Here is a 15,065-nt window from a genome sequence, read left to right on the forward strand (position 1 = left end):
GGGTGATCAGGTTCGGGGCCGCACGTGCGGATCGATCCAGTCCACGTGCGCGGGCTCGGCACCGTCGGGCGACCGGACGACCAGTCGCAGCCGGGTGACGCCGGCGAGGTCCACGTCGAGCTCCTGCGCGGGATCGCCCGCGGTGAGCTCGACCGTGGTGAGGACGCGGCCGTCGCCGACGACGGAGCAGGTGGCCGTCGTGCCGGCGGGGCTCTCGTCATCGACGCCGACGGACGCGGTGAGCCGCGCCGCCGTGCCGTCGAGCACCCAGGTGACGTCCGACGGGGCGCAGACGCCGAGTCCCTTGGGGTGGTGCGCGCCGGCCACGGACATCGGCCGGCCGTCGGCGGGGTTGCCCTCGCCGTTGGACATGTCCCGCTCGACCGGGCCGCTGCCGTTGGCGGCGGCGACGGGGGTGAGCGCGACCAGCGACGCGGGGTCCGCGCCGAGGGGGCTGACGACGCGCACGTGCGCGAGGGTGGAGCGGCGGGCGCCGAGCGGGTCGCCGGCGTGCACGGCGAGGACGGCGACGTGGCCGGGCTCGGTGTCCGCGGGGACGGTGACCGACCACACGCCCGGGCGGACCGTCCTGGCGTGGTCCCAGCCGGGCGGCACGACGAGGTGCGGCTCGGCGCCGCTGACCACGGCGGCGATCTCGACGCTCTCGCCGGGGACGCCGCGCACGATCGGGTCGGCGACGGCGACCGTCGGGCGCGGCTCGGGCGCCGGGCGGGTGTGGCCGGACGGCGCCAGCAGCACCAGCGCGCCGCCGTTGGGCCGCAGCGTGACCTCGACCGTGTCTGCGCCGGTGACCGTGCGGGTCGCCTGCGTGAGCCGGTCGCCGTCGTCGTCGGTGACGATCGTGGCGGCGTGGTCGCCGTCGAGACCGAGCGTCGCGAGGTCGACGGTGAGCTGCTTCGGCTCGGGCAGCGCCGACAGCGCGCCGACGCTCCACTCGTCGCCCGAGCGCCGGGCCAGCACGACGTACTCCCCCGGCCGCCCGGCCAGCAGCCGGGTCTCGTCCCAGTGCGCCCGGATCCGCTCGATCGCCGCCTCCGCGATGGGCCGCTTCGCGTACTCGTCGACGTCGTCGGCGTAGTTCAGCAGCCCCGACTCCAGCACGACGGCCAGCGCCAGCTCGTGCGCCTCGGTGGTCAGCCGCGCGGCAGCCGAGAACGCCACCGGGGTGTAGTCGGCCGACCCGACGACGTTGCGGGTGAACGGGACGATGGTGTTGTGCTCGGGGGTCAGCGGCTCGCTGTAGAAGACGTAATACTCGGCGCCGCGGACCGCCTCGTAGCTCATGACGTGTGGATACGTGCGGGCCCAGCCGCGCGGGATGACCGAGCCGTGGAAGTTGATCATCAGGCCGACGCGGGCGCACTCGGCGATGACCTCGTCGTACCAGCGGTACCGCTCCTGCGCCTCGGACTCCATGAAGTCGACCTTGACGCCGACGACGCCCCACGACGCCCACTCGGCCAGCTTCGTCCGCTGCTCCGGCGTCGCCAGGTGGTCCCAGACCACCCAGACGAACACGCCGACGCCGCGCTCGCTGGCCGCGGCCGCCAGCTCGGGCATCCAGACACCGTCCCAGCCGCAGTCGACCAGCACGTACTCCCAGCCGCGCTCGGCGGCGTAGTCGAGCATGCGCAGCTGCTTGGACAGCTGGGCGCCGCTGTAGAAGTCCGACCACCACGACCAGGCGGCCCGGCCCGGCCGGGCCCACACCGGCACCTCGGCGGCGGCCGGTGCGAGGTCGTCGACCAGGTGCGACGCGACGACGGTCGCGAGGTCGCCCAGGATCACCACCCGCCACGGCGTCGCCACGCTGTCGCCGTCGAGCACCACGTCGTTCGCCAGCGTGACGGTGAGCGCGCCGCCGCCCGCGTACCGCGCCAGCGAGCCGCCGTACCGGCCGTCCAGGTCCGCCTCGGTGACCAGCGCGAAGGTGTCGTCGGCCAGTTCGGCGAGGAACGGGAAGCCGTAGTCGCCGGGCTCCAGGGCGTCCAGCGTGCTGCTGAACCGGGTGGTCTCATACCAGGGCGTGTACGTGAGCGGCCACACCGGCGCCGTCGCCGGGAGGTGCAGGGCGACGTCGCCGCCGGTCACCGTCGCGCCGTCGAGGCCGTGCAGCACGAACCGCAGCGCGACGCCGTCCGCCCCGGCCCGCAGGACCACCGAGACCTCGCCGCCGCCCGCGCAGGCGAACCGGACCGACCGTTCACGGTGGTCGACGGTGTGCCGGCCGACCCGCTTGCCGACGACCAGCTCGTACTCCTCGGCCACGTCGCGGGCGGAGTCGGACACGTACGTGACGCCGGACAGCAGGTCGCGGCCGTCGCCCGTGCGCAGGTGCAGCGGCGCGGGCGGGGTGACCTGCACGCCGCCGGACAGCACCGTCCAGGTGAGCCGGCCGCGGAACCAGGTGACGGCGACGGTGTTGGCGCCGTGGGACACGGACCAGGTGGAGGACTCAGACACGACGGACTCCGGGACGGCGGCGCACGTCGGGGGCGACGCGCTGGCGGGACGGGAAGACGAGTTCCTGGATGGCGACCGCGGCGGCGCCGCGGGCCCATTCCTCGAACGGCAGGTCGCGCACGTGGATGGGCACCTGATGGGCGGCGCCGAACGCCTGCTCGGCGAACGCCTCGCGGATGGCGCTCTCGAACAGGTCGTAGCTGGACACGCCCTCACCGGCGACGATGACGCGTTCCGGGCCCAGCAGGTTGGCCACCGAGGCCAGCGCCAGCCCGATCAGCCGGCCGGCCCGGGCGAAGATCGCCCGCACCCGCTCGTCGCCGGACCGGGCCAGTTCGACCGCGGTCTCGATGGTGAGGTCGTCGCGGCCGGTGGCGGCGCGGCAGCTGTCCAGCAGCGCCTTCGTCGACGCCTCGGCCTCGACGCAGCCGTGCGCGCCGCAGTGGCACTGCACCGCCGGGTCGCCGAGCGGCAGGTGCCCGATCTCGCCCGCGACGCTGTGGGCGCCGCGGACCAGGCCGCCGTCGACGACCAGCGCGCAGCCGATGCCGGTGCCGATGGTGACGACGGCGAAGTTGGTGATGCCGCGGCCGAGCCCGAACCACTGCTCGGCGACGGTGAGCGCCTTGACGTCGTTCTCGACGACGACGGGGGCGCCGACGGCCCGCGACACGGCCGCGCCGAGGTCGACGTCGCGCCAGCCGAGGAACGGCGAGTAGCGGACGTAGCCGGTGTCGTGGTCGATGTCGCCGGACAGGCTGAGCCCGAGGTCGTGCGGCGCGACCACGAACCCGGCGGCCTCGGCCCGCTCGACCAGTTCGCGGTAGAACGCGGCGATGGCCGCCACCGCGGCGTCGACCGTGGGGTCGGCCAGCGGGCGGCGTTCGGACACCCGCGGCGCGCCGGCGAGGTCACAGACCATGCCGATCAGCTCGTCGCGCCGGACGATGATGCCGAACGAGCCGGTCTGCCGCGCGTGCACCCGCAGCGGGCTGCTCGGCCGGCCCATCCGGGCCTCGTCGCCGTTGTTCGGCTGCGGCTGGTCCGGCGCGTACTCGAGGTAGCCCTCGTCGATGAGCAGCTTCGCCACCCGGGTGACGGCCGCGGACGACAGCCCGGTCTCACGGGCGATGTCGACGCGGGCGATGGGCCCTGCGGTCAACGCGGAGAGGAAGACGGCGCCCTCGGCCGGGGTTCCCTCGACCGGGCCGCCTCGCTGGATCGGCACAGGACCGACGCTACGAAGACTTAATAAACTTTGTCAAGTATGTAACTCGTGCCATACTCGGAACCGTGCCAGCCCGCGACGGTCTTCGCCCGCAGCGGCTCTACGCCGTCCCGCGGCGGCAGGTCACGGCGGCGCTGACGGCGCCGGTCACGCGGCGTCTCGTGGTCACCGACGCCGGCTACTCCCCCGCGTCGGCGCTCTTCGAGGCGGCCCGGCCCGAGGGGTCGCGGCACACCGTCCTCGCGGTGTGCGCGAGCGGCAGCGGCTGGGCCGACGTCGCCGGCCGGCGGCACCGCATCGGCGCCGGGTCCGCGCTGGTCGTCCCGGTTGCGACGGCGCACGCGTACGGCGGGTCGGCGTCGTCGCCCTGGACGGTGTGGTGGTGCCACCTGCGCGGCAGCGACGTGCCGGAGCTGGTCGAGGCGCTGGGCCCGCCAGTCGTGCCGATCCGGCACCTGGACCGCGCCGTCGCCCTGGCCGACGAGATCGTCGGGCGGCTCGCCCGCGACGACGACGGCGCACCGGCGCGGCTGGTCGGGGTCGCCGGGGCGGCGTGGAAGCTGCTCACCCAGCTGATCGCGGACCGGTCCGCGGCGCCGCCCGCCGACGACGACCCGCTGTCCCGGGCGATGGACTACCTGGCCTCCCGGCTGGACGGGACGGTTCGGGTGCCGGAGCTGGCCGCGCTGGTCGGCGTGTCGCCGTCACACCTGACGACGCTGTTCCGCCGGGCCACCGGCGGCGGGGTGCACGCCTACCAGACGACGCTGCGGATGACCCGGGCCCGGCTGCTGCTGACGACGACGGCCGCGACGGTCAGCGAGATCGCCCGCGACGTCGGCTACGGGGACCCGTTCCACTTCTCCCGCCAGTTCCGCCAGCTGCACGCGATGAGCCCCACCGAGTTCCGCTCCACGGCCGCCCCCTGATCCGCCACGTGGGCCGTCCCCCTGCTGCCCATTCTCTTAAGCCGCGCACCCGCGCCTCAAGCGGACTGACGGCGCTTCGCGCGACGATGACCGCTTGACCCGCGGGCCCGCGGCCTAAGAACTGGCAGCTATCAGGGTGACGGGGAAGAACCGGGCACAACCCGCGCCCGATACACACCGTTCGCCCGGCTTTGCGCCGTGGGCCTCCTGGTCTGCCGTCACGTCCTGGTCCCCAGTCACGCCACCAGCCCCGAACCCGCCATAGAGCGCAACCACAGACCACGACGTCACCCCAGACCAGGACCCACCCCGCCGTCCTCACCAGCAAAAGCCGTCCTCGCGGCCCATCGAAGACGGCTCGCGCGATCGAAGACGACTGCCGTCATCGACGACCCAGCCGTCGCCAGTCTCCCCCACGAAACGCCCGGCACCACCGAAGCGGCGGCGCCGGGCGTTCGTCGTCGACTCGACCCCCGTCAGTTGGTGACGGTGATCCGGTCGAGGTCGGGCGCCGGGCCGGACGTACCCGCGACGGTGATCGTGTTCGCCGCGCCGCCGGTCAGGCCCAGCCCGAGCGTGACCGGCGCGGTCGCCGTCGCCCCGCCGGTCGACGGGAACGAGACCGTGACCGGCGTCCCGCCGTTGACGCTGACCTGCGCCGTCGCGTCGGCGGTCGCGGCGTAGTCGAGGCGGACGGTGTGGTTGCCGGCCGCGCCGGCCGTCACCCCGTTGAACGTCACGGAACCGCCGCCGGACAGCCCCGTCACCACGGACCCGCCCGAGCACGGCCCGCACGCCGCCACCGTCGCGCCACCGGCCAGCGTGTTGCCGGCCGCCTCCGCCTCGGTGTGCCGCGACACGATCAGCGCGTCGATGTCCGGACCGAACGCCGACGGGTTGGCGAAGCGGATCGTGTTCGCGCCGGCGTTCAGCGGCACGTCGAGGGTCCACTTGTTGACGAACTCCCAGCCGCCGGAGTCCTTCAGCGCCTCCGTGCCGACGACCGACCCGTTGACCTCGATCTGGATCGACCGCGGGTCGCCGGAGGTGTAGGTGAAGGTCAGCTCGTGCGTGCCGGCGGCCGGCGCCATGACGTTGGTGAACTGCACCGCGCCGCCCTGGCCGAGGTAGCCGACCTTCGCGCCGCCGGAGCAGCCCTTGCACCCGTCGACCAGCGCTCCGCCGGACAGCGTGTTGCCGGGCGCCTCCGCCTCGTACCGGACGTCGCCGCTGCCGATCTGCGCCAGCGGGGTCTTGGAGAGGTGCACGGCCGCGCCGCCGGTCGCGATCATCGGCAGCGACAGCGTCGACGCGCTGGTCACGGTCTGCGTCGTCACGGAGGACACCCGCCCGGCGCCGTCGTCGGCGAAGATCGTGGCGGTGTAGGTGCCCGAGCCGAGGAAGTCCAGCGGCACGGAGGCCGTCCGGGCCGGCGAGGTCATCGCGCCGACGAACCAGTCGTCGCCGCTGCGCCGGGCCATCGTCACGTGGTCGCCCGGGAAGCCCTCGACGACGCGGGTCTCGTCCCACACCGTCGGGACGGCGCGCATGAGGTGCCGGCCCGGCCACTGCTCGTACGCGGCCGCGGAGTCGGAGTAGTTGACCATGCCGGACGTGAACACGATCGACTGCGCCAGCGTGTGCGCCTGGGTGAGGATCGACCCGTTCAGCGAGATCATCGTCGGCGTGTAGTCCATGCCACCGATCGGGTTGCGGACGAACGGGAAGGTCGCGTCCAGCCGGGCCGTCGTCGGTGGCGGGTACAGGTAGTGCTCGGTGCCCGCGACCGCCTCGGACGTCACGACCCACGGCCAGGTGCGGTTCTCGCCGCCGGGCTTGGTGCTGCCGTGGAAGTTCAGCATCAGCTCGTGCTCGCCCGCGGCGTCGCCGATCGACTGGTACCAGCCCATGACGTTCTGCGAGTCGTTGAGGAAGAAGTCCACCTTCAGCCCGACGACGCCGTACTCCTTGTGCTCGGCGGCCAGCGCGTCGGCCTGGGCGGGTGTGGCGAACGGCTCGGCCGTCACCCACGCGAAGATGTCCACGTTGCGCTGCGCGGCGTACTGCGAGATGGCCGGCAGGTCGACGTCGGGGTCGTAGCAGCAGTCGACGGTGACGTACTCGAAGCCCATCGACGCGGCGAAGTCGACCATCTGCTCCTGCTTGTCCAGGTCGGCCGCGCTGTCGCCGTCGCTGAACCACGACCACGCCGCCCGGCCCGGCTTCACCCAGTCCGCGTCCGCCGTCGCCGGCGGGTTCAGGTGCTGGACGAGGTCGGAGTTGACCAGCACGTTCAGGTCCGACGCGACGATCGCGGCCCGCCACGGCGTCTGGAACGGATACGTGCTGGCGATCGGGAACGCCTGGTCCGGCGTCCGCTCGACGTTCAGCAGGCCGTCGTTGCCCTGACTGCCCTTCAGCAGCGACGGCGCGAAGCTGGCCCCGGCGTTGTAGACGTTCGCCTCGGAGATGACGGTGAAGTAGGCGTTGTCGTCGATCGACGCCAGTAGCGGCATCGTCAGCTCGGTGCCGTCGTTCAGGCCCGCCGCGTTGCGGTAGAGGTAGTCCTGCTCGTAGTTGCCGTTCCACACCGCGGCCCAGCCGCCGGTCGGCGCCGGCAGCCGGAACCCGCTCGTCTCGTCGGTGATGCTGACGGCGCCGCTGCCGCCCGGCAGCACGTACCGGTAGGCGACGCCGTCGTCGTAGGCGCGCACCACCAGCCGCATGGTCTGGCCGCCCTTGGTGTAGCTGAGCACCAGCTCGTTCGCGTGGTCGCGGTACGACGGCTTGGTGCCGGCCGGCAGCGTGTACGTCTGGTCGATGGTGGTGCGCGTCTGCGACGCATAGGTGAGGCCGGTGGTGAAGTCGACGGCGCTGGTGGCGATGCCCAGCGGCGACTCCTCGAAGATCTGGGTGGTGCCGGCGGTGACCTCGTAGGTCAGCGCGCCGGAGGGCTGCTCGTGGACGGCGAAGGTGATCTCGCCGTCCGGGGACGTGACGGTGTGCGTGGTCAGCGCCTGCGCCGGGACCACGCCGATGTCGGTCGCCGTCAGCGAGGCGACGACGGACGCGGTGACGGCGACGGTGGCGAGGGCGAGGGTCGATCGGCGGCGTTTCGAGCCTGCGAACACGGATCCTCCTCGAGGTGCTGCGGTTTCCCGTCGCGTGACGGTAGCCGTGACTCCGTGTTGCGCGGAATGACGAAAACGCGCCCGGACCTGGAGAAAGCGATGATCTTGGTCTAGCCGCCGACAACGCCGGAAACGGGGACGGAGCGGACGGTGAACACCCGGCTCCGGGCTGGATTCCGGTCCGGCCGTCCGGCAAGATGCGACTTAGTCGCAGGTGCGATCTCGTCTCCGGAGGTGTTGTGAGTCTGACCGGCGCGGTCCCCGAACCCCACGTCGAGGACCCCTTCGACGACGATCTCGGGCGGGCGGCGCAGCGGCGTCGCACGGTGCTCTGGATGGGCGGCCTGTCCGCCGGCCTGCTGGTCACCGTGGTGCTCGCGGTCGGCATCGGTGCCGTCGGCATCGACCCCGGCACCGTCGCGCGCATCGTCGGGCACCACACGCTGGGCAGCCCGGCCGACGTCACGTGGACGCAGGCCGAGGACTCCATCGTCTGGCAGGTACGGCTCCCCCGCGTGCTCCTCGGCGTCGTCGTCGGCGCGGCGCTGGCCGTGTGCGGCGTCGCGCTGCAGGCGATGGTGCGCAACCTGCTGGCCGACCCGTACCTGCTCGGCGTCACGTCCGGCGCGTCGACCGGCGCCGCGGCGGCGATCCTGTTCGGGCTCGGCGCCGGGTTCGGTGAGAACGCGCTGCCGGCGAGCGCGTTCCTCGGCGCGCTGGCCGCGTCGGCGGCGGTGTTCGTGGTGGCGCGGGCGGGCGGGCGGATCACGTCGCTGCGGCTGCTGATGGCCGGCGTCGCGGTCGGGTACGCGCTGTACGCCGCGACCAGCTTCCTGATCTTCGCCGCCGACTCCGCCGAGGGCGCCCGGTCGGTGCTGTTCTGGCTGCTCGGCTCGCTCGGCCTGGCCCGTTGGGGCACGCCGCTGGCGATCGTCGTCGTGGTGGTGGCGCTGACGCTGGCGGCGCTGCTGCTGTGGAGCCGGCGGCTGGACGCGCTGGCCATCGGCGACGAGACCGCGCACACGCTGGGCGTGCCGCCGACCCGGTTCCGGGTGCAGTTGCTCGTCGTCGTGTCGCTGTGCATCGGCGCCGTGGTGGCGGCGTCCGGCGGCATCGGCTTCGTCGGCCTGGTCATCCCGCACGTCGCCCGCCGGTTCGTCGGGGCGGCGCACGGCCGCGTCGTCCCGGTGGCGGCGCTGATCGGCGCGATCTTCCTGGTCTGGGCCGACGTCGCCGCGCGGACGCTGCTGGAGCCGCGCGAGCTGCCGATCGGCATCATCACCGCGCTCGTCGGCGCACCGTTCCTGCTGATCCTGGTCCGGCGGTTCCACTCCGCCGGCGTCTGACCCCTCCGAGGAGACCCATGCGCTACCTGCCGCCCGTCGCCGCGCTCGTCCTGCTGGCCACCGCGGCCTGCGGCACGGACGACGAGCCCGCCGACGCGGCCGTCACCGTCGACAACTGCGGCGTGGACGTGACGTTCGACGCGCCGCCGGAGCGGGTGGTGCTGCTGGAGAGCGCGCCGGTGACGATCATGCACGAGCTCGGCGTGCTGGACGCCGCGGTGCTGCGGGCCGGCGCGTTCCCCGAGGCGTACTACGACGACGAGACGAACGCCGCCATCGCGGCCGTCGAGTCGCTCGGCGACGACGTCGACACCAGCGGCCACCTGCAGATCTCGCAGGAGGTCATCATCGCCCAGCAGCCGGAGCTGGTGCTGGGGCTGCCCGACGGCATCACCCGCGAAGGGCTGTCCGGCGTCGGCATCAACGCGCTGATCCAGCCGGTGTACTGCCCCGACGGCGTCGACGCGACGACGTTCGACGACGTGTACGAGCAGGTCGAGACGTACGGCCGGGTCTTCGATCGCGCCGACGAGGCCGACGCGCTGGTCGGCGAGCTGAAGGACCGGGTCGCCGCGGTCGAGGCGGCCGCCGGGGGCGCACCGGAGCGCACCGCCGCCGTCCTCTTCCCCACCGTCGGCGGCGGCGCCGGCTACGCCTACGGCAACCGCAGCATGGCGCACCCGCAGCTGGCGGCGGCCGGCCTCAGCAACGTCTTCGGCGACGTCGACGAGCGGGTGTTCGAGGTGACGCTGGAGCAGATCATCGCCGCCGACCCGGACGTCCTGGTGCTGCTGCACGTCGACGGCGACCCGGCCGCCGTCGAGGACGCGGTCGTGAACCTGCCCGGCGCACAGGACCTGACGGCGGTCCGGAACGACGACCTCCTCGTGCAGCTGTTCAACTTCACCGAGCCGCCCACGCCGCTGTCGATCGACGGGCTGGAGCGGATCGCCGAGCGGTTCCTCCCGTGATCGGCGCCGACGGCGTCTCGTTCGCCTACGGCGACACCCTGGTGCTCGACGGCGCCCACGTCACGGCCGCGCCCGGCACCGTCGTGGGGCTGATCGGCCCGAACGGCAGCGGCAAGACCACGCTGCTGCGCACGCTCTACGGCGCGCTGGCGCCGAAGGCCGGGCTGGTCACGCTGGATGAGACGCCGGTCGGCGAGCTGAAGCCGCGGGAGCTGGCCCGGCGCCTCGCCGTCGTCGTCCAGGAGGGCACCGGCGAGCTGCCGCTCACCGTCACCGAGACGGTGCTGCTCGGCCGGGCGCCGCACCTGTCCACGTTCCAGCGGCACGGCCGCGACGACTACCGGGTCGCCGCGGCGTCGCTGGAACGGGTCGGTGCCCGGCACCTGGCCGGACGGGTGTTCGCCGGGCTGTCCGGCGGCGAGAAGCAGCGGGTGCTGATCGCCCGCGCGCTGGCCCAGCAGGCCGACCACCTGCTGCTCGACGAGCCCACCAACCACCTCGACATCCGCTACCAACACGAGGTGTTGCAGCTGGTCAGCCGGCTGGACGTCACGACCGTGGTGGTGCTGCACGACCTCAACCTGGCCGCCCGCTACTGCGACGAGCTGGTGCTGCTCGATGGCGGCCGGGTCGCCGCCGCGGGCACGCCGGACGCCGTCCTGCGCCCGGAGGTGCTGGAGCCGGTGTACCGCATCGGCGTCCAGCGCATCGACACCGGCGACGGCGTCCAACTGCTGTTCCGTCCGCTCGACTCCGTCCCCGAAGGAGCGACCGCATGACCGACGTCACCACCGCTCAGGACAGCATCACCCGGTACTGGACCGACCGCGCCGACTCCTACGACGCGCACCACCGCGAGCAGCTGGCCAACGCCGAGGTGAAGGCCGGCTGGACGGACGTCTGGCGGCGCGCGCTGCCGGCGCCACCGGCCCGGGTGCTCGGCACCGACCTCTCCCCCGGCATGCTGGCGAAGGCCCGGGCGGCATGAACCGGCTGGACAGCTGGGACCGCCAGCAGGAGGTCTACATCCGCGACCGCGAGCGGCGCTACGACGTCATGCTGGCGTTCCTGGCGGAGCTGGCGCCGCCCGAGCCGCTGGTGCTCGACCTCGCGGCCGGGCCCGGCTCGACGGCGGTCCGGGTGCTGGACCGGCTGCCCGGCGCCCGCTGCCTCGCCGTCGACGTCGACCCGGTGCTGCAGCGGCTCGGCCGCGACGCGTACGGCGACGCCGGCGGCCGGCTCACCTGGATCCGGGCCGACCTGCGCGACCCTTCGTGGCCGTCGGCGCTGGGCGTGGGCCGCGTCGACGCCGTCGTGTCGACGACCGCGCTGCACTGGCTGCGGCCCGAGGAGCTGGCGCCGCTGTACCGGACGCTGCGCGAGCTGCTGGCGGAGTCGGGCGGGCCGTTCCTCAACGGCGACCACCTGCCGTTCCCCCGCGAGACGCCGCGCATCCGGGCGGCCGCCGAGCGGGTCGACCAGCGCCGCCAGGACGCCGCCGTCGCCGCCGGAGCCGACGACTGGGCCGCCTGGTGGGAGGCGCTGCGGGCCGACCCGGACCTCGCCGCCGAGCACGCCGAACGCGACGCGCTGTGGGCCGGGAGCCGCCGCGACTTCACGTCGGCGTCGCTGGCGTTCCACCAGGCGGCGCTGGACACGGCCGGGTTCACCGAGTCCGCGATCGTCTGGCAGGACCTCGACGAGCGGGTGCTGCTGGCGCTGCCCTGACTACTCGACCAGCTTGCCCTCGGTCGAGACGTCCCGGATGAGCGCGGCGATCTCGCCGGGCACCGGCGGGATCTCCTCGCGCGCCACGCCCGTCCCGGGCGACCACACCAGGTTGACCCGCAGCGCGGGGTCGAGCTCGGGGTAGTCGGCGCGGTTGTGGCAGCCGCGGGTCTCGCGACGTTCCAGCGCGGCCTCCAGCGTCGCCCGGGCGGCCAGCGCGGACGCCTTGAGGTCGAAGGCGTGCGCGAGGTCCTGGAACCCGGCGATGTCGGGGTGGATGCCGACGTCGGTCATGCGCTCCTCGAGCTGATCGAGCTCGGCCAGGCCCGCCTTCAGCCCGGTCTCGTCGCGGACGACGCCGGCGTGCTCGGTCATCGTGTTGCGGATGGACCGCTGCAGGGCGCGCACGTTCTCGCGTCCGTCCGCCGCCAGCAGGTCGTCGACCTCGGCCCGGGCCTGCGCGACCGCCGCGGGCGAGCGGCGCTGGGCGTCGAGGCCGGCGGCGTGCGCGACCGCGGCCCGGCCCACGATGCGGCCGAAGACCAGCAGCTCGATCAGCGAGTTGCCGCCGAGCCGGTTGGCGCCGTGCAGCCCGCTGGACGCCTCGCCGACCGCGTACAGGCCGCCGACGTCGGTGCCGTGGTCGTCGGGCCGGACCCACACGCCGCCCATGGAGTAGTGCGCCGTCGGCGCGACCTCGATCGGGTCGGCGGTGATGTCGAGCATCTGCACCTCGAGCATGGTCTGGTAGACCCGCGGCAGCCTGCTCATGATGTCCTGACGTGGCAGGTGCGACACATCGAGCCAGACGCCGCCCTTCGCGCTGCCGCGGCCGGCCTTGATCTCGGTGTACGCGGCCAGCGCGACGCGGTCGCGGGTGGACAGCTCCAGCCGCTCGGGGTCGTACTTCTCCATGAACCGCTCGCCGAGCGCGTTGCGCAGGATGCCGCCCTCGCCCCGTGCGGCCTCGGAGATCAGCGTCCCCGCCGCGTTCTCGGGCTCGATGATGCCGGACGGGTGGAACTGCACCAGCTCGGGATCGCGCAGCCGGGCGCCGGCGTCGACGGCGAGCCGGAACGCGTCGCCGGTGTTCTCGTCGCGCCGCGACGACGTGCGCCGCCAGATGCGGGTGTGTCCGCCGGCCGCCAGCACGACCGCGTCGGCGTGGATGAGGTAGCGGGTGCCGTCGCGCAGGTCGAAGCCGTAGGCGCCGAAGACGACGTTGTCGCGCACCAGGATGCGGGTGACGTAGACGGAGTCGAGGATCGGGATGCCCAGCTGCTCGGTGCGCCGCACCAGCGTGCGCTGGATCTCCAGGCCCGTGTAGTCGCCGGCGAACGCGGTGCGGCGGAACGTGTGCGCGCCGAAGAAGCGCTGCGAGATGCGGCCGTCGGCCTCGCGGGCGAACTCCATGCCGTAGCGCTCGAGGTCGCGGATGCCGCGCTCGGCGCCCCGCGTGACGATCTCGACCGTGTGCGGGTTGGCGAGGTCGTAGCTCTCCTTGATGGTGTCGGCGGCGTGCTGCTGCCAGCTGTCGCCGGGGTCCATGGTGCCCAGCGCCGCGTTGATGCCGCCGGCCGCGAGCGCGGTGTGCGCGTCGTCGCGGGGGCGCTTGCCGACGGCGAGCACGTCGACGCCCTGCTCGGCGACCTCGATGGCCGTCCGCAGGCCCGACCCTCCCGTCCCGATCACGAGCACGGTGGTGGACAGCTGCCGATGGGAGATGCCTGCGCTCATCTCTTCACGCTAAGCGCAGCGCTTCGATGTGGCCAATGCATTGTTCGGGTCGTTTCGATGCACCTAGGCTATGAAGCATGAACCTGGAGCAGTTGCGCGGATTCGTCGAGGTCGCCCGGCTCGGCCACTTCACCCGCGCCGCGGAGCACCTGCACCTGGCGCAGCCGTCGCTCAGCCGGCAGATCTCGGCGCTCGAGTCCGATCTCGGCGCCGAGCTGTTCCATCGCGCCCGCGGGCACATCTCGCTCACCGCGGCCGGCGAGGCGCTGCTGCCGCTGGCCCGGCGCATGCTGGCCGACGCCGACACCGTCCGCAGCGAGATGGCCGAGCTGGCCGGGCTGCGCCGCGGCCGGGTCCGGCTGGGCGCCACGCCGACGCTGTGCATCAGCCTGGTGGCCGAGGCGGTCAGCGCCTTCCTCGGCGCCCACCCGGGCATCGACCTGCACGTCACCGAGGGCGGCTCGCGGGCCCTGATCGACGAGCTGGCCGGCGGCGCGCTGGACCTCGCACTGATCACCGCGGCCGAGGGGCGGCCGGCCGCCGGCGCCAGCCTCACCCGCACGCCGCTACTCACCGAGGAGCTGGTGGTCGTCTCGTCCGCGGCCCGGCCGCCGGTCTCGTCCCGCCCGGCCATCGACCTGCGGCAGCTGGCCCGGCTGCCGCAGATCGTCTTCCACGAGAGCTACGACCTGCGCGTCACCACCGAGGCGGCGTTCCGCGCCGCCGGCCTCACCCCGTCCGTCGTGCTGGAAGGGGCCGAGATGGACGCCGTGCTGCGCTTCGTCGAGCGCGGCCTCGGCGTCGCCGTCGTGCCCGCGATGGTCCTGCTGGACCGCCCGGCCCTGCGCTCGGTGCGGCTCACGGCGCCGCGGCTGACCCGCACCGTCAGCCTGGCGCACCGCTCCGACGTCACGCTGACGCGGGCGGCCGCGGCCATGCAGCGGGTCGTCGCCGCCACGGCCGAGGCGCTCGCGGCCGGCAGCGCGCTGGTCAGTCCGGCACCGGCTCCGGGTCGGGCCCGCCGGTCCACGCCCACCGGGTGAACGTCGACCCCGTCAGCGCCTCCCACCACGCCAGCGCGCGCTCCGGGCGCAGCTCCCAGAGCCGGTTCGGCGGGTCCATGTCCAGCCGGTACGCGCGGCCGTCGGGCGTGACGTACTTCGCCGCCATGGCGTCGTCGACCCGCGCCCGCACCTCGTCGTCGTCGACCCGGGCCGTCGCCCCCTCGATGACCAGCACGTTCTGCCCGCCGTCGAGGTGGACGGCGGCCCGCGGCTCGGCCGTGAGATTGCGGCCCTTCACCGAGGCGGGGTCGGTGCTGAAGTACAGGCGGCCGTCCTGCCAGACGCCCCACATCGGCACCACGTGCGGGCGGCCGTCGGGGCGGGTGGTGGACAACCAGTAGTCGACGGCGCGCTCGAGGCGGTGACGCTGCAGCGGCCACGGGACGCGATGAGTGGCGGTCATGTCGGCAGGTTTTCATATCTGCTTGCATGTATATATGTGCTCAT

Annotated in this window: 12 protein-coding genes; 7 read left to right on the forward strand and 5 right to left on the reverse strand. The window is 73.7% G+C overall.

Translation table 11 applies throughout. The annotated features are described in order from the left end of the window. Positions 1 to 6: 6 nt before the first annotated feature. Together ACW62_RS27085 and ACW62_RS27090 are read right to left on the reverse strand one after the other, a co-directional pair. Positions 7 to 2,484, reverse strand: coding sequence for an NPCBM/NEW2 domain-containing protein (locus tag ACW62_RS27085; protein WP_083460218.1), 2,478 nt, complete (start codon positions 2,482 to 2,484; stop codon positions 7 to 9). Next, the gene (locus ACW62_RS27090) at positions 2,477 to 3,712 is read right to left on the reverse strand and encodes an ROK family transcriptional regulator (protein ID WP_205629640.1); all 1,236 of its coding nucleotides are present in this window, start codon (positions 3,710 to 3,712) and stop codon (positions 2,477 to 2,479) included. The genes ACW62_RS27085 and ACW62_RS27090 overlap by 8 nt, the downstream gene beginning before the upstream one ends. Positions 3,713 to 3,777: 65 nt before the next feature. On the opposite strand from ACW62_RS27090, the gene ACW62_RS27095 reads away from it, so the two are divergent. Then, on the forward strand, positions 3,778 to 4,641 hold the full coding sequence (locus tag ACW62_RS27095) for an AraC family transcriptional regulator (RefSeq protein WP_053207243.1): 864 nt from the start codon (positions 3,778 to 3,780) through the stop codon (positions 4,639 to 4,641). A gap of 476 nt (positions 4,642 to 5,117) precedes the next feature. Here the strand turns inward: ACW62_RS27095 and ACW62_RS27100 are convergent, their stop codons facing one another. Continuing rightward, entirely contained in the window at positions 5,118 to 7,772 is a 2,655-nt protein-coding gene (locus tag ACW62_RS27100; protein ID WP_053207244.1) for a glycoside hydrolase family 97 N-terminal domain-containing protein, read from the reverse strand. 335 nt (positions 7,773 to 8,107) lie between these two features. Between ACW62_RS27100 and ACW62_RS27105 the strand changes: the two genes are divergently transcribed. From ACW62_RS27105 to ACW62_RS27125, 5 genes are read left to right on the forward strand one after another with little or no spacing between them, the layout of a single operon-like run. Further along, entirely contained in the window at positions 8,108 to 9,118 is a 1,011-nt protein-coding gene (locus tag ACW62_RS27105) for a FecCD family ABC transporter permease (RefSeq protein ID WP_420843624.1), read from the forward strand. Between the two features lie 17 nt (positions 9,119 to 9,135). Continuing rightward, positions 9,136 to 10,089 carry an ABC transporter substrate-binding protein gene (locus ACW62_RS27110; protein WP_053207246.1) on the forward strand — a complete coding sequence of 318 codons (954 nt, stop codon included), beginning with the start codon at positions 9,136 to 9,138 and terminating at the stop codon, positions 10,087 to 10,089. Then, positions 10,086 to 10,868: an ABC transporter ATP-binding protein gene (locus tag ACW62_RS27115; RefSeq protein ID WP_053207247.1), complete on the forward strand. Its 783-nt coding sequence runs from the start codon at positions 10,086 to 10,088 to the stop codon at positions 10,866 to 10,868. Before ACW62_RS27110 ends, ACW62_RS27115 begins: the two co-directional genes overlap by 4 nt. Continuing rightward, positions 10,865 to 11,077, forward strand: a complete 213-nt coding sequence (locus ACW62_RS27120; protein ID WP_053207248.1) for a class I SAM-dependent methyltransferase — start codon at positions 10,865 to 10,867, stop codon at positions 11,075 to 11,077. Before ACW62_RS27115 ends, ACW62_RS27120 begins: the two co-directional genes overlap by 4 nt. Further along, on the forward strand, positions 11,074 to 11,817 hold the full coding sequence (locus tag ACW62_RS27125; RefSeq protein ID WP_053207249.1) for a class I SAM-dependent methyltransferase: 744 nt from the start codon (positions 11,074 to 11,076) through the stop codon (positions 11,815 to 11,817). The genes ACW62_RS27120 and ACW62_RS27125 overlap by 4 nt, the downstream gene beginning before the upstream one ends. Here the strand turns inward: ACW62_RS27125 and ACW62_RS27130 are convergent, their stop codons facing one another. Then, on the reverse strand, positions 11,818 to 13,554 hold the full coding sequence (locus ACW62_RS27130; protein ID WP_053207250.1) for an L-aspartate oxidase: 1,737 nt from the start codon (positions 13,552 to 13,554) through the stop codon (positions 11,818 to 11,820). A 77-nt stretch (positions 13,555 to 13,631) separates the two neighbouring features. Between ACW62_RS27130 and ACW62_RS27135 the strand changes: the two genes are divergently transcribed. Further along, positions 13,632 to 14,597, forward strand: a complete 966-nt coding sequence (locus ACW62_RS27135) for a LysR family transcriptional regulator (protein ID WP_053207251.1) — start codon at positions 13,632 to 13,634, stop codon at positions 14,595 to 14,597. Here the strand turns inward: ACW62_RS27135 and ACW62_RS27140 are convergent. Then, positions 14,545 to 15,021, reverse strand: a complete 477-nt coding sequence (locus ACW62_RS27140; RefSeq protein WP_053207252.1) for a pyridoxamine 5'-phosphate oxidase family protein — start codon at positions 15,019 to 15,021, stop codon at positions 14,545 to 14,547. The genes ACW62_RS27135 and ACW62_RS27140 overlap by 53 nt on opposite strands. Between the last annotated feature and the right edge of the window lie 44 nt (positions 15,022 to 15,065).

It is taken from the genome of Jiangella muralis (assembly GCF_001270745.1).
Taxonomy (GTDB): domain Bacteria; phylum Actinomycetota; class Actinomycetes; order Jiangellales; family Jiangellaceae; genus Jiangella; species Jiangella muralis.